23 protein-coding genes and 1 pseudogene are annotated in these 23,954 nt (G+C 69.4%); 12 read left to right on the top strand and 12 right to left on the bottom strand.

The window, feature by feature from the left end; all coding sequences use genetic code 11:
* Positions 1-53: 53 nt before the first annotated feature.
* From ACFO8M_RS25920 to ACFO8M_RS25890, 7 genes are all read right to left on the bottom strand, one after another.
* Entirely contained in the window at positions 54-968 is a 915-nt protein-coding gene (locus tag ACFO8M_RS25920; protein WP_387980904.1) for a DUF6891 domain-containing protein, read from the bottom strand.
* 96 nt (positions 969-1,064) lie between these two features.
* Positions 1,065-1,292, bottom strand: coding sequence for a DUF4287 domain-containing protein (locus tag ACFO8M_RS25915; RefSeq protein ID WP_387980902.1), 228 nt, complete (start codon positions 1,290-1,292; stop codon positions 1,065-1,067).
* Between the two features lie 168 nt (positions 1,293-1,460).
* Entirely contained in the window at positions 1,461-2,246 is a 786-nt protein-coding gene (locus tag ACFO8M_RS25910; protein ID WP_387980900.1) for an ABC transporter permease, read from the bottom strand.
* 58 nt (positions 2,247-2,304) lie between these two features.
* Entirely contained in the window at positions 2,305-3,267 is a 963-nt protein-coding gene (locus ACFO8M_RS25905) for an ATP-binding cassette domain-containing protein (protein WP_387980898.1), read from the bottom strand.
* Between the two features lie 383 nt (positions 3,268-3,650).
* Positions 3,651-4,169, bottom strand: a complete 519-nt coding sequence (locus ACFO8M_RS25900; RefSeq protein ID WP_387980896.1) for an EXLDI protein — start codon at positions 4,167-4,169, stop codon at positions 3,651-3,653.
* 163 nt (positions 4,170-4,332) lie between these two features.
* Positions 4,333-5,109, bottom strand: coding sequence for a sporulation protein (locus tag ACFO8M_RS25895; protein WP_387980894.1), 777 nt, complete (start codon positions 5,107-5,109; stop codon positions 4,333-4,335).
* 99 nt (positions 5,110-5,208) lie between these two features.
* Entirely contained in the window at positions 5,209-6,504 is a 1,296-nt protein-coding gene (locus ACFO8M_RS25890; protein ID WP_387980892.1) for a nicotinate phosphoribosyltransferase, read from the bottom strand.
* A 157-nt stretch (positions 6,505-6,661) separates the two neighbouring features.
* On the opposite strand from ACFO8M_RS25890, the gene ACFO8M_RS25885 reads away from it, so the two are divergent.
* The 9 genes and pseudogenes from ACFO8M_RS25885 to ACFO8M_RS25845 form a co-directional block, all read left to right on the top strand.
* Entirely contained in the window at positions 6,662-7,144 is a 483-nt protein-coding gene (locus ACFO8M_RS25885) for a Mov34/MPN/PAD-1 family protein (protein ID WP_387980890.1), read from the top strand.
* A gap of 107 nt (positions 7,145-7,251) precedes the next feature.
* Entirely contained in the window at positions 7,252-7,530 is a 279-nt protein-coding gene (locus ACFO8M_RS25880; RefSeq protein WP_387980888.1) for a MoaD/ThiS family protein, read from the top strand.
* Positions 7,531-7,550: 20 nt separating this feature from the next.
* Positions 7,551-8,501, top strand: a complete 951-nt coding sequence (locus ACFO8M_RS25875; protein WP_387980886.1) for a PLP-dependent cysteine synthase family protein — start codon at positions 7,551-7,553, stop codon at positions 8,499-8,501.
* A 266-nt stretch (positions 8,502-8,767) separates the two neighbouring features.
* The gene (locus ACFO8M_RS25870) at positions 8,768-9,229 is read left to right on the top strand and encodes a hypothetical protein (RefSeq protein ID WP_387980885.1); all 462 of its coding nucleotides are present in this window, start codon (positions 8,768-8,770) and stop codon (positions 9,227-9,229) included.
* A gap of 209 nt (positions 9,230-9,438) precedes the next feature.
* Entirely contained in the window at positions 9,439-10,242 is an 804-nt protein-coding gene (murI, locus tag ACFO8M_RS25865; RefSeq protein WP_387980883.1) for a glutamate racemase, read from the top strand.
* Between the two features lie 6 nt (positions 10,243-10,248).
* Positions 10,249-11,007 (top strand): MBL fold metallo-hydrolase, encoded by a 759-nt coding sequence (locus ACFO8M_RS25860; protein WP_387980882.1) that lies wholly within the window; start codon positions 10,249-10,251, stop codon positions 11,005-11,007.
* A gap of 149 nt (positions 11,008-11,156) precedes the next feature.
* A complete protein-coding gene (locus tag ACFO8M_RS25855; protein ID WP_387980881.1) occupies positions 11,157-12,953 on the top strand; it encodes a hypothetical protein in 1,797 nt (598 codons plus the stop codon).
* A gap of 39 nt (positions 12,954-12,992) precedes the next feature.
* Positions 12,993-14,234, top strand: coding sequence for a deoxyguanosinetriphosphate triphosphohydrolase (locus ACFO8M_RS25850; RefSeq protein WP_387980879.1), 1,242 nt, complete (start codon positions 12,993-12,995; stop codon positions 14,232-14,234).
* A gap of 20 nt (positions 14,235-14,254) precedes the next feature.
* A pseudogene (locus ACFO8M_RS25845) lies at positions 14,255-14,485 on the top strand (PIN domain-containing protein); the annotation flags it as partial.
* Positions 14,486-14,501: 16 nt separating this feature from the next.
* Here the strand turns inward: ACFO8M_RS25845 and trmB are convergent.
* Complete coding sequence (gene trmB, locus ACFO8M_RS25840) at positions 14,502-15,188, bottom strand: tRNA (guanosine(46)-N7)-methyltransferase TrmB (protein WP_387980878.1); 687 nt, start codon at positions 15,186-15,188, stop codon at positions 14,502-14,504.
* 55 nt (positions 15,189-15,243) lie between these two features.
* Positions 15,244-16,056, bottom strand: coding sequence for a hypothetical protein (locus tag ACFO8M_RS25835; RefSeq protein ID WP_387980876.1), 813 nt, complete (start codon positions 16,054-16,056; stop codon positions 15,244-15,246).
* Between the two features lie 356 nt (positions 16,057-16,412).
* Here ACFO8M_RS25835 and ACFO8M_RS25830 point away from each other — a divergent pair, with 356 nt between their 5' ends.
* Positions 16,413-18,968, top strand: coding sequence for a sigma-70 family RNA polymerase sigma factor (locus tag ACFO8M_RS25830; protein WP_387980874.1), 2,556 nt, complete (start codon positions 16,413-16,415; stop codon positions 18,966-18,968).
* A gap of 148 nt (positions 18,969-19,116) precedes the next feature.
* Positions 19,117-19,641 (top strand): GtrA family protein, encoded by a 525-nt coding sequence (locus ACFO8M_RS25825; RefSeq protein WP_387980873.1) that lies wholly within the window; start codon positions 19,117-19,119, stop codon positions 19,639-19,641.
* 50 nt (positions 19,642-19,691) lie between these two features.
* Here the strand turns inward: ACFO8M_RS25825 and ACFO8M_RS25820 are convergent, their stop codons facing one another.
* The 3 genes from ACFO8M_RS25820 to ACFO8M_RS25810 form a co-directional block, all read right to left on the bottom strand.
* Positions 19,692-20,219 carry a PH domain-containing protein gene (locus tag ACFO8M_RS25820; protein WP_387980871.1) on the bottom strand — a complete coding sequence of 176 codons (528 nt, stop codon included), beginning with the start codon at positions 20,217-20,219 and terminating at the stop codon, positions 19,692-19,694.
* Between the two features lie 154 nt (positions 20,220-20,373).
* A complete protein-coding gene (locus tag ACFO8M_RS25815) occupies positions 20,374-21,366 on the bottom strand; it encodes a hypothetical protein (protein ID WP_387980869.1) in 993 nt (330 codons plus the stop codon).
* Between the two features lie 33 nt (positions 21,367-21,399).
* Positions 21,400-22,197 (bottom strand): biotin--[acetyl-CoA-carboxylase] ligase, encoded by a 798-nt coding sequence (locus ACFO8M_RS25810; RefSeq protein WP_387980867.1) that lies wholly within the window; start codon positions 22,195-22,197, stop codon positions 21,400-21,402.
* A 33-nt stretch (positions 22,198-22,230) separates the two neighbouring features.
* Here ACFO8M_RS25810 and ACFO8M_RS25805 point away from each other — a divergent pair, with 33 nt between their 5' ends.
* On the top strand, positions 22,231-23,814 hold the full coding sequence (locus ACFO8M_RS25805; RefSeq protein WP_387981045.1) for an acyl-CoA carboxylase subunit beta: 1,584 nt from the start codon (positions 22,231-22,233) through the stop codon (positions 23,812-23,814).
* The last annotated feature ends 140 nt before the right edge of the window (positions 23,815-23,954 follow it).

Genomic DNA, 23,954 nt, shown 5'->3' with positions numbered 1-23,954 from the left:
GCCGCGCTGCCGGTCGCCCTGGCGTCCTTGGCTTCAGCGGGCCGCGCTGGCGGTCACTCGAGTCGCTTCTGCCATTCGAGGTCGGTGATCTGGATGCGGGTGCTCTCGGAGCCGTTCCACGCGGTGCGCAGGCCGTGGGCCTGGAGGGTGTCCACGACTTCGCGCCCGACGGCGACCGTGTCCTCGGGCTCGTTCGACCGCGACCCGTAGGCGAGGTAGAGCACCCCGTCGCCCGCGGTTTCGGTGTCCTGGATGTGGAAGAAGACGTAACCGCGGTCGGTGAGGTCGGCCTCGGTCCAGATCTCGGCGGTGCCGCAGTTCTGGCAGCACGAGAAGTGCTCCCGGGCGATGATGCCGCTCTGGTCGAGCTCGGCGAAGGCCGCGGTGATCCGATCGCAGTCGGTGGTTCCCCAGTCCGCTTGCGCCGCAGCATGCTCGCGCCACATCGGGGCGAGGATCTCGCGGGCCTGCGCCTTGGTGATCGGCGGGTCGGCCTCTGACATCTCCTCCAGCGCCCGCACCATCTCGTCGAAGGAACGGTAGCCCTCGCCGAGGTACTTGGCCGCCAGGACGGTCGTCTCCGCGGCCGCCTCGGGGGCGGGTGCGGGCACCGGCTCGGCGTCCCACCACTCGGCCCGCGCCCAGGGATGCCCGCCGTCCCAACCGGATTCGTTGCGCGCCCAGGCCACGAACACCTCGGCCGCCGCATCCGCGTCGAGCGCCGCCTCCATCCAAGGCTCGTCGCCGACCCGGAACGACACGTCGATGCGGCCGGCCTCAACGTCTCCCGCGGCCTGGATGGTGTCATGCGGCATGTCCGGGACGCGCTGCACGACGATCCATTCGGAGGACCCGTCCTCGAGGCGTCGCACGCGCTCGGCGAGGTCGCTCGCGGTGAGGCGGGCGAAGCTTCGGTTCCGGTCGTCATAGCCGCGGACGGGCAGCGGCACGTCAGGGGTGTGGCTCATGAAAACACCCTACGACGACGCTCAAAGGCCTTCTCGGGCCGGCGAAGCGAGCCGAGAAGGCCTTCCGCTCGGCGAGGATCGGGGTCGCAGTCAGGCTCACGCGGCGGTGTAAGTCGGCCACTTGCCCGGGTTGCGGTGGTAGGTGACGAGGGCGTTCGCGTGGCCGTGGCCCAGCCCGTGCTCTGCCTTGAGCCATTCGACGAGCGGTTTGTGGCCGTCGAGGTCGCTCGCGGCGAGGTCGGTGAGCCAGTCGGCGATCGGGCGGCCATACGTCTTCTCGATGGAGGGGAAGTAGGAGTGCGGGCCTCTGGGCTGGGCGGTCATGGCGGTTCCCCTTTTGCGGAAGCTGATCAGTGTCACCCGTGCAGACGATGCCGCCACCGAGAATTCATCGCGGAGATCCCAGCGTTCCCCCGACCACGAGAACCCCGAAGGGCGGGCCGCTTTCGCGACCCGCCCGACGGGGGTGTTTCCTGATTCGGTCTGCGGCGCTTAGCGCTTGTTGAACTTCTTCTTCGAGATCACGTAGCCGATCAGGGCGAAGGCCAGCGACCAGACGATCGTCAGGATCAGGTCCTTGCCGTCGACCGCGTTGGCGAACAGCAGGGCGCGGACGACCTCGATGAAGGGGGTGAAGGGCTGGTATTCGGCGAAGTACTGGACCACCGTGGGCATCGAGTCGGTGGGCACGAACGCGGAGCCGAGGAACGGCAGGAGCATCAGCGGCATCGGCGAGTTGGAGGCTTCCTCGACGGTCTTGGCGGCCATGCCCAGACCCACGGTGAGCCAGGTGAGGCCGAAGGAGATCAGGACGAGGACGCCGGCGAGGCCGACCCAGCCGAGCACGTCCGCCTCGGGGCGGAAGCCGATCGCGATGGCGACGCCGAGCGTCACGGCGATGCACAGGAACGTCTGGATGATCGAGGCGATCACGTGTCCGGTGAGGACGGAGACCCGGGCGATCGACATGGTGCGGAACCGGTCGATGATGCCTTCGGTCATGTCCATGGCCACGCTGATCGCGGTGCCCTGCACCGCGGCGACGATCGCCATGAGCAGCATGCCGGGTGTCAGATAGGTCAGGTAGGCCTCGCGTCCGCCGGTCGGGCCGCCGAGGCCGTCGCCGATCGTGCCGCCGAAGACGTAGACGAACAGGAGGAGGAAGACCACCGGCATGCCGACGAGCATGACGGTCAGCGACGGGTAGCGGAGCATGTGCTTGAGCTGGCGGCGCAGCATGGTGGACGTGTCGGAAACGGTGTAGGTGAGGGTGCTCATCGGAGTTCTCCTGGTTCTTGTGAAGCTTTGGCGGGCTTGCGAAACGGTCTGGGGCGGGTTACGCGGCGGCGGCCGCGGCCTCGATGTTGGTGGTGTGGCCGGTGAGGGTCAGGAAGACGTCGTCGAGGTCCGGCGTGTGGACCGTCAGCTCGTCGACCTCGATGCCCTCGCGGTCGATGGTGTCGAGGATCTTGCGCAGCGAGTCGACCGAGCCGTCCGAGGCGACCTGGATGCCGAGCGCGTCGGTCTCGGAGACGGTGGCGGCGAGGACCTGCACGGCCTTCGCGACCTGGTCGCCGCGGTGGAGGCGGAGCTTGACGTGGCCGCCGGGGACGAGCCGCTTGAGCTCCTCGGGCGTGCCCTCGGCGACGATCTTGCCGCCGTCGAGGACCGCGATGCGGTCGGCCAGCTCGTCGGCCTCCTCCAGGTACTGCGTGGTGAGGAAGATCGTGGTGCCGCCCTTGACGAGTTCGCGGATGATCGCCCACACGGTCCGGCGGCCGGCCGGGTCGAGGCCGGTGGTCGGCTCGTCCAGGAAGATCACCTTCGGGTCGCCCATGAGGCACATGGCGATGTCGAGGCGGCGCTTCATGCCGCCGGAGTAGGTGGCCGGGGCGCGCTTGGCGGCGTCCATGAGGTCGAACCGCTCGAGCAGGTCTTCGGTGCGGCGCTTGGTCTCGGCCTTGCCCAGGTGGTGGAGGCGGCCCATGAGGTGGAGGTTCTCGCGGCCGGTGAGCAGGCCGTCGACGGCCGCGAACTGGCCGGTGACGCCGATGCTCTTGCGGACCGCGTCGGCGTCGCCGGCCACGTGGCTGCCGTGGATGAACGCGTCGCCGCCGCTGGCGGGGATGAGCGTCGTCAGGATGTTCACCGTGGTGGTCTTGCCGGCGCCGTTGGGGCCGAGGAGGGAGAAGATGGTGCCTTCGGGGACGGCGATGTCGATGCCGCCGAGGACGGACTTCTCTCCGTAGGACTTGGTGAGGTTCCGGGCTTCGATGGCCATCGGCTGGTTGGCGGTCATGGTTCCTTCTTTCGGGGGTCTTGGCGTTCTGGTTCCGGTTCGGTGTTCCTCGCCGGGCATGTGAGTACTTTGGCCGGGGCCGCTGACACGGCGCTGACATCGACCTGACGCGGCGGCGGCTCCGGTGCAAGCGGACGCGGCGGCGGGTAGAGCGTGAGCACCATTCCAAGGTCGAACACGGGTTCACCTCGAGGTTTCGGGACAGTCACAGTGCAATGTGGACTGTCAGTGGGCAGGGCTCCGCCCCGCTCGTCCTGGGTTGCAGTGGGTGCGCTCGGCTGCCGGCGCCTGTCCGGGACCGTTATGACGGTCGTTGCGCTTGCGGCGCAGCAGTTGTCAGCGCATAGCGGTCGAGAGACGGTGCCGCCGAGTGACGGCGGTGTCTAGATGTCGAGGTCCTGCACGGGCGGAGCCTCGGCGGTGGCGGCGACCATCTGGTACAGCTCGGCCGGGATCTTGGCCTTGAGCTCGTCGAGCGAGTCGACGACCTCGAGCGCGGCGTCGCCGTAGTTCATGGCGTAGCTCTGCTCGCCGAAGCCGAGGAGCTTGCGCCAGCCGGTCTCGTTGGTCTCGTGCACGAAGTCGGGCGTCTTCTCGGTGTGGATCACGAACTTGCCGGACCGGGACCGGTAGACGCGGTAGATCTCGGCCTTCTTCTCGTTCGAGCGGACCCATTCGCCGAGCTTGATGCCGGTGAAGCGCTGCCGCTGCCGCTTGCGTCCGGAGCCCGGGCCGACCGGGACCGTGATCTCCTCGTAGCCCTCGAGGCGTCCCTCCTCGGCGTCGACGTAGCGCTTGAGCGCCGTCGAGATCGCCTTGGAGAGGTTGCCTCCCGCCAGTTCCTGCGCTCGGGTGTAGAGGGGCAGGTCCTTGTCGGCGACGTAGATCGTCTTGTTGGGCATGACGGCATCTTAACCTCCTTCCAGGGGCTGTCCTTGGTATACGTAGAGACTATACGTATACGTAGAACGTATGCAAGTCCGATCCCGGAATTCTTCAGCGGGCACGCCGATGGGCGGCCCCGCGTCGATCCGCGGAACCGCCCTTCAGCGCTATGAGCTGGAGTTATGCGCCCTTCTGGGCCAGCAGCTGCGTCAGCTGGGCCTTCACGGTCTCGGTCACGTCACCCGGCTCGGACGTCGGCAGCGAGAACCGGATCGTCGAGTTCAGGTCCGGGGCCAGCAGCTCCGCGGAGTTGTCGGCGGCGAAGACCACATCCGTGTTCGCCTCGCCGACAACGAAGACGACCTCGAGCTCCTGGACGCGGCCGTGGAACTCGCCCTCGGTCGCCCAGAACTCGACCTCCTGGTAGAACGGCACCGTCGCGCCCTGGATCGTCCCCAGCTCCAGGTCGGTCTCCTGGAACGCGAAGCCCAAGGCCTCCAACGCATCCCAGACCGCCTTGTGCACCGGCAGCGCCTCCACGGTCAGCCAGTCGAGGTCGCCCTTGTCCAGCGCCTGGTCCAGCGACAGGTGCGTCGAGACGCCGAGCTTCATGCCGCCCACGAGCGGGCGCTTCTCTACGTTGTTGAACGGCGTCTCCCAAGGCACCTGCACCTCGAACGCGATCGGGTGGGCAGTGCCCTTCGCGAGGTCGAACTTGCCAGAGATCTCGGCCTTGAAGTAGTCGTGCACGACGCCGGCCGCGTCCTCGCCCTTGCTGTCGTCCTCGACCAGGGCGGTGAACTCGATCTCGACGCTCTCCACTGCGGCGTCCACTTCGGCGCCGGAGATCCGCACCTCGCCCTTCAGGACCCCGCCGGGGACGACGTGCTTCTCGTGCAAGAGCGTGTCGACTTGGATGCCACTACCGAGAATGGCCTTGAGCTTGCTGAACACCATTGGGGCGGTTCCTTTCGGGGAGGATCGCAGGTACTACGAAGGCACAGGGGGTGGGAACGCGGACAGGGGCGCACCGATCGTATCCCGAAAGCGCCGCGCCTATTCGCCCCCGTGCTGCTGGACCACCGGGATCGCCGGATCGCCCGGGGAGAGTTTCAGCCCCTCCCAAGGGATCGAGATGAGCCGCTGCCGCAGCAGTTCACGTGAATCCTCCAGGGACGGCTGCGGAACGAGTTCACCATTCGCGAAGAGCGGCACCTGAAGTCGCTTGTCGCCCGGGAGCGGCTCGGGCTCGCCCTGGGACACCACGACCTCCTCGGTCGCCGTGCCCGTGGGCTTGTGCCGGCGCACCGCCACCTTGCGGCCCCCGGTGGTGCCCTTGTGCTCCGAGCGCTTCGCGACCGGGCGGCCCTCCACTTCGACCAGTTTGTACACCAGCTGCGCCGTCGGCGCGCCCGAACCGACCACCACGGCCGTGCCCGCCCCGTAAATGTCCACAGGGGCCGCCGCCAGCGCCGCGATCGAGAACTCGTCGAGGTCGCCGGAGACGACGATCTTCGTGTCGTACGCGCCGAGTTCGTCGAGCAGCTCCCTTGCACCCGTGGCCATCACGTCGAGGTCGCCCGAGTCGATGCGGATGGCGCGCAGACGCGGTCCGGCCGCCTCGATCGCGTTGCGGATGCCCTGCGTGATGTCGTACGTGTCCACCAGCAGCGTCGTGTCGGTGCCGAACGCGTCGATCTGCGCCTGGAACGCCTCGATCTCGGACTTGTGCAGCAGCGTGAACGCGTGGGCGCTCGTACCCGAGGTCGGCACCCCGTACCGGCGTCCCGCCTCGAGGTTCGAAGTGGCCACGAACCCGGCCAGGTACGCCGCCCGGGAAGCGGCGATCGCGGCGGCCTCATGCGTACGGCGGGAACCCATCTCGAGGATCGGACGCCCGCGCGCGGCCGTCACCATCCGGGCGGCGGCGCTGGCGATCGCGCTGTCGTGGTTGAGGATCGAGAGGGTCAGGGTCTCCAGGAGCACGCATTCGGCGAACGTCCCGGACACGGTCACGATGGGGGAGCCGGGGAAGTACAGCTCGCCTTCGGCGTAGACGTCGATGTCGCCTTTGAAGCGGTAGTCGGCGAGCCATTCGGCCGTGGACTGCTTGATGACGCCGCGAGAGGTGAGGTCTTCGAGGTCGCTGTCCTCGAAGCGGAAGCGCTCGATGGCCTCGGAGAGGCGGCCGATGCCGCCGACCACGCCGTAGCGGCGGCCGGTGGGGAGGCGGCGCCCGAACACCTCGAACACGCAGGGCAGCTCGGCGGTGCCGTCGCGGAGGGCCGCCTCGAGCATCGTGTACTCGTAGTGGTCGGTGTACAGGGGCGTGCGGGGGAGCGTCACGGACATACCGGTGAGCGTAATGCACCTGCGATGCCCGCGGGTCCTGTGAGCGAGCGGTGTTCACGCCCGCCCCTTTATTCCCTTCCAATGCAGGTGGAGGGTCTTATCTCACGCTCTGAGCGAGGGCTTCTGGCCTCCTCGCGCCGCGTGTACGCTTGCTTGCGTGTTGCGGATCGCGCATGAACTGGTCGAGGCGATGGTCGCGCACGCCCGGGCTGACCACCCCGACGAGGCGTGCGGCCTCATCGCGGGCCCCGAGGGCACGGGAGAGCCGAAGAGGCACATCCCGATGATCAACGCTGCCCGCTCCACCACCTTCTACGAGTTCGACGCGGAAGAGTGGAAGCAGGTCTACGACCAGATGTGGGACAACGACGAGGAAGTCGTCGTGGCCTACCACTCGCACACCCACACCGAGGCCTACCCTTCGCGTTCGGACGCCGGGATCGCCTCGCAGCTGGGGCTGCCGGGCGCGCACTACGTGCTGGTGACGACGAAGGACCCCGACATCGCCGAGGTCCGCTCGTTCCGCATCGCCGACGAGGTCGTCACCGAGGAGCCCATCGAGGTGACCGGGGCGCCCGAGGCGGTGCAGAGCTACAAGTTCGCCCACACCCCCGACTCGACGGTCTACGACTGTTCCTGAGTTTCCGCCGGGACCCGCGTTCCCGGCTTCGTCATGCAGTGCCAGCTGCGCGTCAGACACATCGAAGGCCCCTGCCGGGCTGTTCAGAGAGTAAAAGGAAATCCAATATGTCCGTTGAAGTTCGCGTCCCCACCATCCTGCGCACCCACACCGGTGGCCAGAAGCTCGTCACCGGCGAGGGCGACACCCTCGCGAAGCTCTTCGACAGCCTCGACGCCGAGCACACCGGCCTCAAGGGCCGCATCGTGACCGACGAGGGCACCCTGCACCGCTTCGTGAACGTCTACATCAACGACGAGGACGTGCGGTTCATCGGCGGCCTCGACGCCGCCCTCGCCGACGGCGACTCGGTCACCATCCTCCCCGCCGTCGCGGGCGGCATGTAGCTCGCAGAAGGGACAGTCCCGTGGCACGTTTCACGGACATCACCGCGACCCTCGGCGACACGCCGCTGGTCGGACTGCCGCGGCTGTCGCCCTCGCCCGACGTCCGGCTGTGGGCGAAGCTGGAGGGCGCGAACCCGACCGGTTCGGTCAAGGACCGGGTGGCCGCCCGCATGATCGAGGCGGCCGAGGAAGACGGGCTCCTGCAGCCCGGAGCGACCATCCTCGAGCCGACCTCGGGCAACACCGGCATCGCCGTGGCGATGCTGGCGCGGCGCAAGGGGTACAAGCTCATCGCCGTCATGCCCGAGAACACCTCGCTGGAGCGGCGGCAGCTGCTGACCGCGTTCGGCGCGGAGATCGTGTTCTCGCCGGCCGCGGGCGGCTCGAACGCGGCCGTCGCGAAGGCCCGCCTGATGGCGGCCGAGCGTCCCGACCTGGTGATGCTCAACCAGTACGCGAACCCCGCGAACGCGGCCGCGCACTACGAGGGCACCGGCCCTGAGCTGCTGCGCGACCTGCCCGAGATCACGCACTTCGTGGCCGGGCTCGGAACGACGGCGACGCTCATGGGCGTCGGCCGGTACCTGCGCGAGCAGGCGCCGGGCGTCCAGATCGTCGCGGCCGAGCCGCGGTACGGCGAGCTGGTGTACGGGCTGCGGAACCTCGACGAGGGGTTCGTGCCCGAGCTGTACGACGAGAAGGTCCTCGACCGGCGGCTCTCGGTGGGCACCGAGGACGCGCTGCGCCGGACTCGGGAGATCCTGAGCGAGGAGGGCCTGTTCGTGGGGCTCTCGACGGGCGCCGTGCTGCACGCGGGGCTCGCGCTGGCGCGCGAGGCCGTGAAGGCCGGACGCAGCGCGGACATCGCGATGCTGGTGGCCGACGGCGGCTGGAAGTACCTGTCGACGGGCGCTTACTCGGACGGGATGGACGACGCGGCGAACGCGTTGGACGGCCAGGTCTGGGCGTAACGCGACTGAACGGAACGAACGGCCGGGCCCTCTCGGGTCCGGCCGTTCGCATGCGCGGAGGGTGATTCGGCCCCCGAGGTCGGGTGTGTCGATTCCGGCACCCGGCCTCGGCGAAGCTCGCGAGCCGTCAATGCGCACTGCCAAGGGTGCGTGGCGGGTACGACATTTCGCGGGCGCAGGCTGTGATTTTCCAAATCCCGAGGTGTGGGCCGCACCCGCGCGGTGCGATCCGGAGTCGTCCTCAGTGGCTTGCTAGCCTGGGCCGCATGATCACCGGCAAGCTGCGTTCCTTCACGACCGGCAAGGCGAACAGCCTGCCCAGGCAAGGCGCAGCGCCGGAGAGCGCGGCCTGGCAAACTGCAGCGCCGCAAGCGGAAACGACCACCCTCGGCAGCATCAAGGGCGGCATCGCCCCGGTCGACGACGGCGCGGTCGGCCGGGTCCTGCCCGAAAAGCCCGCGGTCCGGCTGCGGCGCCTCGCCGGGGTCGCCACGTGGGCGCTCGTGCTGGTGCTCGCCGGGGTCGCGACCGCGATCGTGGGCCTGTTCCAGGTCTTCGGCGACAGCCCCGCCTGGTTCACGCCCGCGTTCATCTCCTGCGGCGTGATCGGCATGATCCTCACGATGATGGCCTTCGCGACGCTCCGCTTCCGCGGCGTGCCCTGGATGTTCATGGCCGCCTCCACGATCACGCTCTTCGCAGCGTTCGTGATGCTGCGGATCGCCTAGCGCCGCACGTAAGCAGGCCAGGCGCCGCGGGCAGGGGAGCTCCCGCCCAGGGTGGGGCAGTATAGAACCCGGCCCCAGTCTCCCGCCAGGGACCGACGAAAACGCCGTTCCGCCACCGTTCGTGTGGCGATCGCCACCCTGTCATTTTGACGACATTCCCGTGACGAGCGGGGGCGCGCCAGGCCCGATTGGACGTACGCTCGGAGCCCATGAACGACGCGCCCATCGGGATCTTCGACTCCGGTGTCGGAGGCCTGACCGTCGCCCGATCGATCAGCGAACTGCTGCCCGCCGAGCAACTGGTCTACGTCGGCGACACCGCCCACGTCCCGTACGGTCCCCGGCCCATCGCCGAGGTCCGCCAGCTTTCGCTCGACGTCTGCGACCACCTGGTCGAACAGGAGGTCAAAGCGCTCGTGGTGGCCTGCAACTCCGCTTCGGCGGCAAGCCTGGCCGACATCCGCGACCGCTACGACATCCCGGTCGTCGAGGTCATCCGGCCCGCCGTCCGCCGCGCCGTCGCCACGACGCGCACCGGCCGGGTCGGGGTCATCGGGACGGTCTCCACGATCTCCTCGGGCGCGTACCTGGACGCTTTCAACGCCGTCCCGGACGTCAAGGCGATCGCCGTCGCCTGCCCGGCGTTCGTGGATTTCGTGGAACGCGGTGTGACAACCGGCCGACAGCTCCTGGGCCTCGCCCAGGGGTACCTTGAGCCGCTACAGCAGTCGGACGTCGACACTGTCGTGTTGGGCTGCACCCACTATCCGCTGCTGTCGGGACTCATAGGACTGGTGATGGGAGAGGACGTGACACTGGTGAACTCCGCAAGCGAATGCGCTCGCGAACTCTACCGGGTGCTGACCGAACACGACCTCCTGGCCGCCCGCACCGCACCCGCCGAGCACCGGTTCCTCGCGACCGGCGACCCGGAGGCCTTCACCAGGACCGCGCGCCGGTTCCTGGGCAACCTGTTCCCGAACGCGGCGGCGGCCGTAATGGACAAGGTGTGATCTGCCATGAAACTGACGGTTATCGGATGCGCCGGCTCGTTCCCGGCACCCGACACGCCCTGCTCGGCCTACCTGGTCGAAGCGGGGGGCTACCGCCTGCTGATCGACTTCGGCACCGGTTCGCTCGGTGAACTGCAGAAGCACGTCGACCCGCACTTGATCGACGCGGTCATCGTCACCCACCTGCACGCCGACCACTTCTTCGACGCCTGCGCGTACGCCGTGATGCGCCGCTACGCCTCCGACGCGCCGAAGCACCCGCTGCCGCTCTACGGCCCCACCGGCGTCGCCGAGCGCATCGTCGCCGCCTACGGCGGGCAGGGCGAGCTCTGCCATCCGTCGATGCGGGACGTCTACGACTTCCAGGAGCTCCAGCCCGGCACGTTCGACCTGGGCCCGCTCACCGTCACCGCCGACCGGGTCGCGCACCCGGTGGAGACCTACGGGCTCCGCGTCGAGTACGCCGGATCGTCCCTGGCCTACACCTCGGACTCCGGTCCCTGCCAGGCGCTCGAGGCACTCGCCACTCACTGCGACGTGCTCCTCGCCGAAGCCTCCTATCTGGAGGGGCGCGACAATCCGAAGGACGTGCACCTCACCGGCAAGGAAGCGGGGGAGTACGCCACGAAGTCCGGGGCCGCCCGCCTGCTCCTGACCCACCTCGTCGAGCCTTGGAACTCCAAGGACCAGACCCTCGCCGAGGCCCGCGCCGCCTACACCGGACCCGTCGAAATCGTCCGCCCCGGCCAGGTCTACGAGTTCTGACCCGGGCCGCTTCGCGCTGCCGCCCAACGGCTTCACGAGTCCCGAACCCGCCATCGATACGCGCCGAGGACGCTCGGTGCGACCGCTTCGCGTCGCATCTGGCACGTTCCCGGGATACGGCTGTTGCGCAGTGGTCGTAGCGTCGAAGGATGTCGAGCGATAGCCCCCAGCCGTACTCCGGCAACGCCTATCAGCCGCCCGGAGCGTACGGGCCGCCGCAGGGCGCCTACCAGCCGCAGCCCTATGTAGAGCAGGGCGTCCCGCAGCAGCCCGGGGGCGGCCAGCCCCCATACGTCCCGCCGGGCGCGTACACGCCCGTCCCGGTGCCCCCGTCCGGGGCCGGACGCGGGCGCGGCCCCAAGATCGCCGTCGCCGCGATCCTCTCCGTCGTGCTCCTCGCCGCGATCGGCGCCGTCGTCCTCTTCAAGTTCGTCCTCAAGGGCGGACCCGACCCGGCCGAGAGCTTCCCCGCCTCCGCGTCGATGTACATGGAGATCAACCTCGATCCCTCCTTCGACCAGACCCCGAAGCTCCTCGAGCACCTCAGCAAGTTCGAGGACCTCGATTACGCCGACACCGACGACATGACGGCCGACCTCCTCGAGGAGTCCGGCCTCGAAGGCGTCGACGCCGAAGACGACGTCGCCTCCTGGCTCGGCAACCGCCACGGCATGGCCATGTGGAGCCACGACGACCAGCAGTACGCCGTGATCAGCCTCGCCAGCACCGACGCGAACGCCGCCGAAGACGGACTCGCGCAACTGCGCGCCGCCGCCGGAATCGGAGCCGACCAGCTCGCCTACGCCGTCGAGGACGACCACGTCCTCCTCGTCGCGGGCGAGTCGGGCGCCGCCGAGGCCCTCGCGGCCGCCGAGAGCGAAGCCGGATCCGAGCCCCTCGCCGCTTCCGACGCGTACGACGAGGCCCGCTCCTGGCTCGACGGCGACCAGCTCGTCACCTACTGGGTCGACATGGACGCGATCGTGGACCTCGCCGAGCTGACCGGCGGCACCGACACCGCGATGCTCTCCGAGCTCTACTCCGGCCAGATGATCGCGGGCCTCTCCGCCTTCGACGACGGCTTCGAACTCAACTACCGGCTCTTCGGCGACCAGGACGACCCGTGGACCGGCTCCTCGGACCTCGTCTCCGCCATGGCCGACATGCCCGCCGGCGACCTCGCCATGGCCGCGTACATCCCCGAGGACATCGGCGACCTCGTCGCCGACTGGCTCGGCATCGCCGAGGAGTACTTCTACGGCGGCGGCAGCGCGACCTCCACCGAGCCCGCGATGCCGCTCGGCGAGCCGCTCACCGACGCAGAGTACGCCGAGTACCTCGAACTCGAGGACCAGTACCTCGCCGGCACGCTCGACGCCGCCGGTGAAGAGCGCTACTTCGAACTCGAATCCCGCTACTGGATGTACGGCACCGAGGACGAGCCCGTCGACTACGGCCAGGACGGCGACATCGTCTACGGGCCCGACTTCGAGGAGATCGAGTCCACCGTCAACCAGTTCACCGACCTCCTCGCCGGGGCCAACCTCAGCGGCGCCATGACCTTCTCCGCCGACGACGAGTTCAGCGAGGAATCCGTGTACCTCGCCGTCGAACTCGCCGACGACCGCGCCGCCGAACTCCAGGAACTCCTGGAGACCACCGCCGGCGAGGAGCTGCCCGAAGGCTACGAGGTCACCGACAACGGCATCAGCTTCACCGGATCCGAGGTCGCCGCCGAGTCCCTCGCCGACGACGCCCGCTTCCAGAGCTTCGCCGACGTCGCTCCCAGCGAGACCGCGCTCGCGCTCTGGGTCGACCTCGAAGCCGCCGCCGCGGCCTACCCGGACGACTTCGAAGGCGCCGAACCGCTTTCGGCCGTCGCCTGGGCCCACGGCAGCGACGGCGGCGACGGCACCGGCGTCATCCGTCTCTACCTGAAGGATTAACCCCTGAGTGACGGGATCGGTCGCGCTAGGCTCGATGTCGTGACCGATCCCGTTCTCCGCACCCTCCAGGCGCGCTGGCCCGCCGAGGAACGGCTGGTGGCGGAACCCGATTCGGTCCGCACCCCGTTCCAGCGCGACCGCGCCCGCATCCTCCACTCCGCCGGGTTCCGGCGGCTCGCCGACAAGACCCAGGTCCACACCGCGGGCACCGACGACTTCCTGCGCACCCGCCTCACCCACTCCCTCGAGGTCGCCCAGATCTCCCGCGAGATGGGCTCGGCACTCGGCTGCTACCCGGACGTGGTGGACGTGGCCGGCCTCGCCCACGACCTCGGCCACCCGCCCTTCGGCCACAACGGGGAGGACGCCCTCCACGAGATCGCCGGCCCCTGCGGCGGCTTCGAAGGGAACGCCCAGACCCTCCGCGTGCTCACCCGCCTCGAAGCCAAAGTGCTCGACCTGAACGGCCATTCCGCGGGCCTGAACCTCACCCGCGCCTCGCTCGACGCGACCTGCAAATACCCTTGGGCCGCCAAGGAAGGCGTGCGAAAGTTCGGGTGCTACGAGGACGACCGGCCGGTCTTCGAATGGCTCCGCGGCGGCGCCCCCGAAGGCGTGAAATGCCTTGAGGCCCAAGTGATGGACTGGTCCGACGACGTGGCCTACTCGGTCCACGACGTCGACGACGGCCTCCACGGCGGCTACATCAACCTCGCCCATCTCATGCGCGACCGCGACGAGCAGGCCGAGGTCTGCCTGGCCGTCGCCGAGCGCTATTCCGACGAATCCCCTGCGGCCTTGGGCGAAGCGCTCCGCGAACTCCTGGCCGACCCGGTCATGGCGAGCATCCACGACTACGACGGCTCCTTCGGCGCGATGGTCGCGGTCAAGAACGTCACCTCGACCATGGTGGGCCGCTTCGTGACCGCCGCCGCGAAGGCCACCCGGGCCCAGTTCGGCGACGGCCGCCTCCACCGCTACGACGCCGACCTGGTCGTCCCCGAGCGCGAACGCGTCCAGTGCGCGCTCTTGAAGGGCATCGCCTGGCGCTACGTGATGCAGCCGCGAAGCGACGAGTCCTGGTACACCCGCCAGCGCGAGATCCTCCAAGACCTCGTCGCCCTGCTCTGCGAGCGCGGCGCGGACGCCATGGAGCCGATGTTCGCCGAACTCTGGAACCACGCCGCCGACGACGCCGCCAAGCTCCGCGTCGCCATCGACCAGGTCGCCTCCCTGACCGACGCCTCAGCGGAAGCCTGGCACAAGCGCCTCACCGCCTGACCGAACCAATCCTCGGCGACATGTTCGGCTGGGTGCTCACCGATGACCGGATGCTCCGCAGAGCGAAGGAAGTGCAGCGGGAGCTCACTCGCCGCGGTGAGCATCGCAGTGCTGGAGCATCGGATCTGGTCATCGCGGCCGCCGCGGAGCTGCATGACCTCACGCTGCTTCATCGGGACCGCGACTTCGAATGCGTTGCAGCGGTAACCGGTCAGCCGATCGAGTGGTTCGGGCCAGAAGGCATGAATTGACTCGCCCGAGGCGATGTCAGCGCTTGCGGAAGACCAGGTCGAAGATGGCGCGGTCCGCTGCGACGCCGCGACGTTCGAACTTGGTGACCGGGCGGTGGCCGGGGCGGGGGGCGAAGCCTTCGGCGGTGTTCTCGAGGGCTTCCTCGGCGCTCAGCACTTCCAGCATCTGCTCGGCGTAGTCGGCGATGTCGGTGGCGCAGTGGACGACGCCGCCGGGGCGCAGGAGCCCGGCCATGGTCTTCACGTGCTCGGCCTGGATGATGCGGCGCTTGTGGTGGCGCTTCTTCGGCCACGGGTCGGGGAAGTACACCCGGATCTCGTCGAGCGACTCGGGGGCGATGCCGTTCCACAGCAGCGGCAGTGCGTCGCCCTGGTAGATCCGAAGGTTGTCGAGGCCGCGCTCTTCGGCGCGGTCCATGAGGTCGGCGATGCCCTGCGGGTAGACCTCGACGGCGAGCAGGTCGCGGTCGCGGTCGGCGTCGCCCATCGCGGCGGCGGCCTCGCCGTTGCCCGAGCCGATCTCCAAGATCACGGGAGCGGTGCGGCCGAAGAGCTTCGCGAAGTCGACCCGGCCCTCCTCGGGCTCCCACTCCAGGCCGTAGCGCGGCCACAGGCGCGCGAAGGCGTCGTCGTGACGCGGCTTGTTGCGTCCTTGACGGAAGTTGAACGTCAGGATGTGGCGGTGCTGCGATTCCTCAGGCATAACCGGGCAAGTTTAGCCGCTGTGCGGCTGTGCTCTGCCTCATGAACGGGGCGGATCAGCGTTCGAGCTTCGCCGGGGCCTCATAGGAGCGGCCGCGCACGCCGGCGGGGCCGTCGGGCCGGCGCGGTTCGGGCCGCGGCGGCGGGGCCGGCTCGTCGCCCAAGGTGCCGTTCTCGAACAGGAACGATTCGCGGTCGGGATCCTCGTCGAGGTCGTCGCCGTCGGGCTGCTCCGGGACGTAGGTCGGCGGGCCGACCTCCTCGTGCTCGGGCTCGGCGGTGATCATCGCCTTCGGCTTGCGGCGGGGGCGCTGCCGCTTGGCGCGCTCGCGCAGGAAGTAGACGTAGCCGCCGAGGACGAGCGTCGAGATGCCCGCGCCGATCCAGAAGCCGGGCCCGGCGATGGCGACGCCGGCGAGTTCGAGGACGGTGAGTGCGATGAGCACGTAAAGGATGCGGCGGTGCCGCCGCCGCCACCATTCGGCGCGCATCTGCCGGAGCCTGGCCTGCTCGTGCATCTCGGGGTCCTCGCCGGTGTACGACTCGTCGGTCTCCAACCGTACCGAGTCGCCGTGACGCGTGCCGCGCCGCTCCCACCCGCGTGAGTTCGATTGCGGGGGAAGGTCTTGGCCCTCCAACCGTTCGTCGAGAGAGTTGTCCGATTCGTGCGGATTCTCGAGGCCGAGGTCGACGGTGTCGTGGGAGGCGGGCCGGGTGGGACGGTGGCCTTCGCGGTCGAGCACGCGCGCGTCGGAGGAGGCGCGGTCGGCGATCATGCGCTCGTCGGGGTCGTAGCGGCGCACCAGCGCAGGGGTCAAGGCCAGCAGGGCCGTCGCGGCCAGGAGTGCCAATAGGACCGATGCGGGCATCGTTCACCTCCCTTGCGTCGAAGTCGGCCGGGAATGCGTTAGCAAACTGTACGCAATGGCCTGACGTATTTCCGACAGTTGCCTGGAACCAAGGCGGGAAGTCCCAATACGATCACGCCTGGTCACAAACACATCACAATTTGCGGCTATGCCGGGTTTTTGCCCTAAACTCGCTGCAATGTCCAGTTCGCCGGAACCTTGCCCGAACGGCGGACCGGGCGCAACTCGCGGCGCACTCGCTCGTTAAGCCAAGGGAGACACCGAGAATTCCTCGACTCGACGACGCCCCCTCGAGCAACAACCGAGCACCCCGATCGTACGAGCTGGGCGCAACCTGGAAGGAGCACCGGCGAACGATGCCCGATACCGTCCCCGCCGGCGACGCCCGGCGAGTCGACCCGGGGCCCGACCAGACCCCCGAGACCCGCTCGGACCCCGAACTCATCGCCGCCACCCGCAGCGGCGACACCACGGCCTACGCCGAGCTCTACGAACGCCACGTGCACTCCGCGCGCCGCCTCGCGCGCATCCTCTCGCGCGACCCCGCCGGCGCCGACGACCTCGTCTCCGAGGCCTTCGCCAAACTCCTCCACACCTTCCGCGAAGGCGGCGGCCCCGACCTCGCCTTCCGGCCCTACATGCTCCAGACCCTCCGCAACAACTTCTACGACCGGGTGCGGCGCGACAAGAAGGTCGAGTTCACCGACGACCTCACCAAGCACGACTCCGGCGAGATCTACTTCGACCCCGCTGTCGAGGGCCAGGAGCGCCGCTACGCCGCCCTCGCCTTCGGCAAGCTCCCCGAGCGCTGGCGGATGGTGTTGTGGCACACCGAGGTCGAGGAGGACTCCCCGGCCAGGATCGCCACCATGCTCGGCATGACCCCGAACGGGGTCTCCGCGCTGGCCTACCGCGCGCGCGAGAAGCTGCGGCAGAACTACCTGAGCGAGCACGCGGCCGACTCGCCGCGCGAGGAGTGCCGCTGGACGGTGGACCGGATCGGCGCGCGGGTGCGCGGCAAGCTCGGCGAGCGCGAAGCGTCGAAAGTGGACGACCACCTGAATTCGTGCGTCACCTGCAATCTGCTGTTCGCCGAGCTCACCGAGCTGAACTCGGGCCTGCGCGGCGTCATCGCCTTCATCTTCCTGGGCGGCGCGGCAACGCCGTACCTCGCGGCGGGAGTTTCGGCCGCGGGCATCGCGTTCGGCGGTGCGCTCGCGTTCCTGCTCGCGCCCTTCAAGGCGGTCGCGAACTGGATCCGGCGGATCGTGCAGCAGCTCGGCACCAAGGGCACCGTCGCCACCGGCACGGCCGTGGCATTGGCCGCCGCGGTCGCGGTCTTCGCGCTCACCTCGGGCGAGGAAGAGCAGGAACCGCAGTCCGCCCCGAACGACTCGGTGGTCGAACCCGCCGACCCGGAAGAGGAGTCCGAACCCGGGCCCGCGCCGCCCGAGCAGGAGCCCGAACCTGAGGACCCGGCCGCGCCCGAACCGGAGCCCGAGGACGAGGACGAGGAACCCGAGGCGCCCGCCGAGCCCGCTTCCTACGCCATCGAGCACGGACTGGGATCGACCGGCCTGGTGGCCGGGGGCGAGGCGGTCCTCCCGATCCGGCTCGAAGCACCCGGCGAGAGCGGCGGGGGCTACGCGCCCGCCACCGAGCGGGCCGCGGAGTCGTCCGAGGCGCGGTCGTCCACAGCAGAGTCGTCTGCGGGACAGGCGAACCCGGTGTTCGGCGGGCTGGGCCAGGCACCCGTGACCGAGCGGCACGGCTGGGGCCAGGCCGCCTCCGAGCGCGTCACGCTCGACATCACGATGCCTTCGGGCATCACGCTCGCCTCCGGGACCGCCGAACCCGGCTGGGCCTGCACCGAGGCCGGTGCGGTCGTCCACTGCACGGTCGCGTCGATGCCCGATCCCGCCGAAGCCAACGTGCACATCATGATCGGTGAAGAAGTCAGCGGTTACCAGACCTTCGAGGTCGCGGTGGAGGGCCCGGGCATCAGCGGCACCACCGCGCTGCGGGTACCCATCGCGCCCGCCGGGAGCGACGTCGGATTCGCGAGCCTCGACGCCACCGGCGTCACCGCCGCGGGGAACACCTGGCTGACCTGCTCGGTCCCCGGCTGCCGCGAGGCCGTGCGCATCGGCGGCGGCGACCGCTGGCCGATGAAGGCCTACAAGCCCGAGACCGCGCCCGCGGGCCGCGAAGGCGACGCCCTCTCCGGGGCCGTGCTCGAAGTGCCCGGCGGCGCCGAGATCCAGTGGGCCGGCCTGTACTGGGCCGGGGTCGAAGACGACCTGCCATCGGAGGTCTCGCTCGCGGGGCCCGGCGGCTCCTGGACCGACCTGGGCGCCGACGCGACGCGCGACACGAGCCCCGGAGTGCAGGCGTTCGTCGAGGTCACCGCCCTGGTGTCGGGCGGCGGCGAGTACTGGGTCGCGACCGACAACCACCAGCTGCCGACCTCTGCATGCGACCGCTGGCCGAGCGACTGGGACGCGGACTGCAGGGACCCGCGCTGGGCCGGTTGGTCGCTCACCGTCGTGTACGCCGAGTCGGGCGCCGAAGCCAAGGACATCGCGGTCTACGACGGCGCGCCCGCCGCGGACACCGAGATCGAGGTCGAGGACGGCGGCGAGGTCGACATCGCCGCGACCCTGTGGGGCGGCTCGGCCTACATGAGCGGCGACAGCCTCACCGCGGGCGACCAGAGCCTCGGCGAGCCCGCCTCTTGCCAGGCGAACGGGGCCGTGGAGAACCCGGACTGGTACGCGTTCGGCGTCGACGTGCACGTCTACCGGGTGTCGACCGGTGAAGACGCGGTGATCCGCTTCGAACGGGGCGACGACCCGTTCATCGTGGGCGTCGTGGCGGTAGCGACCCCGCTGGGGGACGAGACCGCGGAGTGAGGCGGCGGCCGGCGCCCCCGAGGTCGGGAGTGTCGGTGCGCGAGGCCCCGACACAAGGGTGCGTCGCGGGTACGACACCGTTCCGCGCCGCCGCGAATGGACGTTCGGCGGTGCCGCCCGCGCCCTCCGGCGGGTAGGCTGTGGCTTGATGTCGACCTCCTCCACCGAGACACCGCAGCAGACCCCGGCCCGCAGCGGCTCAGGGAACCTGTTCGTGCGCGCCTTCGCGCTGATCAAGCGCCATTCCGCCGAGCTCATCGGCTTCGCCGGCGTCGGCGGGTTCGCCTACCTGGTCGACATCGGGCTGTTCAACCTGATGTACATCGGCCTCGATTGGCCCGACTGGTCGGCGAAGATCATCTCCGCCGTCGTCGCGATGACCGTGGCCTTCTTCGGGAACCGCCACTGGACCTGGCGCGAGCGCCGCGGCAGCGCCGCCGCCCACCGCCAGTACGCCCTCTACTTCTTCTTCAACGGCATCGGCCTGCTCATCGCCATGGCCTGCCTGTGGGCCAACTCCGGCCTCGCGCAGGTCTGGCCGCAGTACTTCGACAACGAACTGGCCGTGAACATCGCCGCCAACGTCTTCGGCGTCGGCCTCGGCTCGATCTTCCGGTTCTTCGCCTACCGCACCTGGGTCTTCCGGCACCGGCCCGAACTCGCCGCCGAATAGACGCGAAAGGCCCGCGCCGGGCAACGGCACGGGCCTTCAACGTCGATGGATCAGGTGCCGTCTTCGCTGGCGCCGGCACGACGCGAGCGGTCGTCCTCGGCCAGCTGGTACAGCAGCGCCTTGGTCTTGTCGACCTTCGGGACGTCGATGAGGTTGATCTCGCCGTCGTCGGAGGCGGAGTCGATGTTCATGTCGCCGAAGCCGAAGATCCGCTCCCAGACGTTCTGGGTGTAGGACACGGTGTTCACGCGGGCGAGGGGAATGTGGCGGCTCTCGCGGGTCACGAGGCCTTCGCGCCACATGATGCGCTGGTCGGTGATCACGTAGTGGGTGGAGCGCCAGCGGATCCACGGCAGCACCGACAGCCACACGAGCAGGGCGATGATGATGACGACCTCGGCCAGGATCAGCCAGATCTTGCCGTCCCATTCGAGTTTCGTCGTGTAGGTGATCGCGATGGCGCCGATGGCCAGGAAGACCACGAACCACAGGACGGGGCCGACCCCCTCCTTCCAATGCGGGCGGGTGTGCAACTTGACCACTTCACCGCGGGCGAGCTGATCGTCGGGATATCCCACTGCGGACCTCCAGGAGTGAGAACGGGCGGGGGCATTGCTGATTCACGGCTCGCGAGCTTCGCCGTGGCTAGATGTCAAAAGCACAGTACAACACCCCGGCTTAGCGGCTCGGCCCCCGATTCCGACGAGACCTCGGCCCGGTGCCGCGCACTGCCTAAGGCACCCAACCGTTCTTCGCCGCGTGCCAACCGAGCTGGATCCTGGTGTCCACGTCGGCCAGATCCATCAGCTCGCGCACCCGCCGCTGCACGGTGCGCAGCCCGATGCCGAGCTTCGACGCGATCGACTGGTCGGTGAGCCCGGCGATCAAGAGCCCCAACAGCACCGCGTCGTCCTCGTCGAGCCGCTCGGCGCTGGCCCCGCCCGAGGTCGCCGGGATGCCCGTGGACCACAACTGGTCGAACAGCGCCCCCGCCAACTCCACGATGGACCGGCTGCCGGTGATGATCGCCTTCGGGCGGCCCCCGCCCGACTCCTCCAGGACCGTGGTCCGGTCGTCCACCACCAGGAGCTTGATGGGCAGCCGCTTCGCGAACCGCACCTCGTCGCCCGAGGCGAGCGCGTGGCGCAGGTAGTCGGCGTACGGGTCGATGTCGAGCACGGTGCGGTCGAACAGGATCCGGTGGCGCACGCCGCGGGCCTGCAGTTCCTCGTGCAGCGCCTCTTCGGGCACGGGCAGCACCATCGGCGGGCGCACGAACGTGCGCAGGATCCGTTCAGCACCGCCCTTGAGCTGGCGCAGGCGGGAGCGGATCGCGACCGGGCCGGTCACGACCTCCCAGTCGCCGTGCTCGGCGCGTCCCGGCCCGGCGCGGTGGATCTCCATGAGTTCGCGCAGCGCCTCGTATTCGCCGAGGACCTCGCCGAGCTGAGAGGCTATGCGTCCGCCGAGCACCGTGTCGGGCCCGACCGCGCGGAACCGCGAATCGGCGACCATCGTGACGAAGCCGTCCTCGACCAGTCCCATGAGGGCCTCCCGGGCGCCGGCGGGCTCCAGGCCCGCTTCGGCCGCGAGTTGCGAGACCGATGCGTCCGTTCGGGACAGCAGGAGCCGGTACAGCCGCTCGGCCTCGAGGTCGAGGCCGGTCGGTCCCGGCGGCCGCCGGGTCTCGGGAGGTTCGCCGTCACTCGGCGGCCGGTCGGTCAATACGTCGTTCCTTCGCTCTCGGCGGCCGGGTCCTCAGTCGTCGGGCCGCAGGTGGACGATGTCGCCCGCGGCGATCGTCTCCACCGCTCCGTCCTCGAGGGCGACGCGCAGGCAGCCGTTGTCGTCGACGGCGACGGCGCGGCCGGTGACCTTGCGGCCGTTCGGGAACGATACTGCCACGTGGCGTCCGAGCGTCGCGGAATTGCGGCGCCACCGCTCGATCACCGGGGCCGGGCCCCGCTCGTTCCAGGTCGTGTACACCGCTGCGAGGTGCGCGAGGAAGCCCGCCGCGATCTCCTCGCGGTCCAACGTCGACGCTCCGGACAGCGCGAGCGAGGTCGCCTCGGGGATCGGCAGCTCCTCTTCGGTGAGGGAGACGTTCAGGCCCACGCCGACGATGACCGCGCCGCCTTCGACCTGGGAGAGGATCCCGCCGACTTTGCGGTCGTCGAGGAGCAGGTCGTTCGGCCACTTGAGCTTCGCGCTCACGCTGCAGACGGCCTTGAGCGTCTCCTCCAGCGCCACCGCGGTGAGGAGGTTCAGCGTGCCCCACTGCTCTCGCGGCAGGGTGGGGCGCAGCAGGAACGACATCGTCAGGCCCGCGCGGGGCGGGCACACCCAGCGGCGGTCGAGTCGGCCGTGGCCGCTCACCTGCTCCTCGGCGATGAGGATCTGCCCCTCGGGGGCGCCGTGCTTCGCGGCGTTCGCCAGGTCCGTGTTCGTCGATCCGGTGACTTGCACTACATCGAGTTCGGTCCAGAAGTCGGACTTCTCCGACAACAACGACCAGAGCTCGTGTCGGTCCAGTGGCTTTCTCGTCGGTGTGTCCACGCGCATAGCGTAACCACTTGCGCAGTCGATACGATCCGAGTTGTGACCGACACTGACTTCCACACGACCGCCGGGCGGCTCACCGACCTGGCCGAGCGCCTCTCCGAAGCGGCCACCGGGAACCCCCGGGCGATCGAGAAGCAGCACGAGAAGGGCAAGCGCACCGCCCGCGAACGCCTCGAGCAGCTGCTCGACGAGGGGTCGTTCGTCGAGCTGGACGCGCTCACCCGCCACCGCTCCACCAACTTCGGCATGGAGGCCAACCGGCCCTACGGCGACGGCGTCGTCACCGGCTACGGCACCATCGAGGGCCGCGAGGTCTGCGTGTTCGCGCAGGACTTCACCGTCCTCGGCGGCTCCCTCGGGCAGGTCTCCGGCGAGAAGATCACCAAGATCCAGGACCTGGCGCTGCGCACCGGCCGCCCGATCATCGGCATCTCCGACTCCGGCGGCGCCCGCATCCAGGAAGGCGTGGCCTCCCTCGGCGGCTACTCCGAGATCTTCTTCCGCAACGTGCGCGCCTCCGGCGTCATCCCGCAGATCTCGCTCATCATGGGCCCGTGCGCGGGCGGCGCGGTGTACTCCCCGGCGATCACCGACTTCACGATCATGGTCGACCAGACCAGCCACATGTTCATCACCGGTCCCGACGTGGTCCGGGCGGTGACCGGCGAAGACGTCGGCATGGAGGAGCTGGGCGGCGCGCGCACCCACAACGCGGTCGCGGGCAACGCCCACTACCTGGCGTCGGACGAGACGGACGCGCTCGAATACGTCAAGCACCTCTTGTCGTACCTGCCGTCGAACAACCTCGACGAGCCGCCGGCCTACGAGTCCAAGGACGTCGAACTCGACCTCAACGCCACGGACCTCGCGCTCGACACGATCATCCCCGACTCGGCGAACCAGCCGTACGACATGCACAAGGTGCTGGAGTCGGTGCTGGACGACGGCGAGTTCCTGGAGACCCAGCCGCTGTTCGCGAAGAACATCATCACCGGTTTCGGCCGCCTCGACGGCAAGCCGGTCGGCGTGGTCGCCAACCAGCCCATGCACTTCGCCGGGTGCCTCGACATCGACGCCTCGGAGAAGGCCGCGCGGTTCATCCGCTTCTGCGACGCCTTCAACATCCCGATCATCTCCTTCGTGGACGTCCCCGGCTTCCTGCCGGGCACCTCGCAGGAGCACGACGGGATCATCCGCCGCGGCGCGAAGCTCATCTACGCGTACGCCGAGGCCACCGTCCCCAAACTCACCGTCGTCACCCGCAAGGACTACGGCGGCGCTTACTGCGTCATGGGCTCCAAGGGCGTGGGCGCCGACCTCAACCTGGCGTGGCCGACCGCGGAGATCGCGGTCATGGGCTCGCAGGGCGCGGTCAACATCCTCTACCGGCGCGAGCTGGCCAAGGCCGACGACGAGCAGGCCAAGCGCGCCGAGCTCATGGCCGAGTACGAGGAGAAGCTCAACAACCCGTACACCGCAGCCGAACTCGGCTACATCGACGCGGTCATCCAGCCGCGCGAGACCCGCGCGATGCTCGTCCGCGGCCTGCGCATGAACGCCTCGAAGCGCGACGAACTGCCCGCCAAGAAGCACGGCAACATCCCGCTCTAGCGAGCATGCAGGGGCGGCGGGGGATCACCCCCGCCGCCCTTTGCCGTCTGGTTTCACCCGATCCGGTGAGTCCCCCACGCGTCCGTCGCGCCGCCCGCGGCCGCTACCGGGCGAAACCGCGTTGCCACGCGGAGCGTCGC

The organism is Glycomyces rhizosphaerae, assembly GCF_042647865.1.
Lineage (GTDB): Bacteria > Actinomycetota > Actinomycetes > Mycobacteriales > Micromonosporaceae > Glycomyces > Glycomyces rhizosphaerae.
Note: the sequence above shows the minus strand (reverse complement) of the source record. Positions and strands in the feature narration are given on the sequence as shown.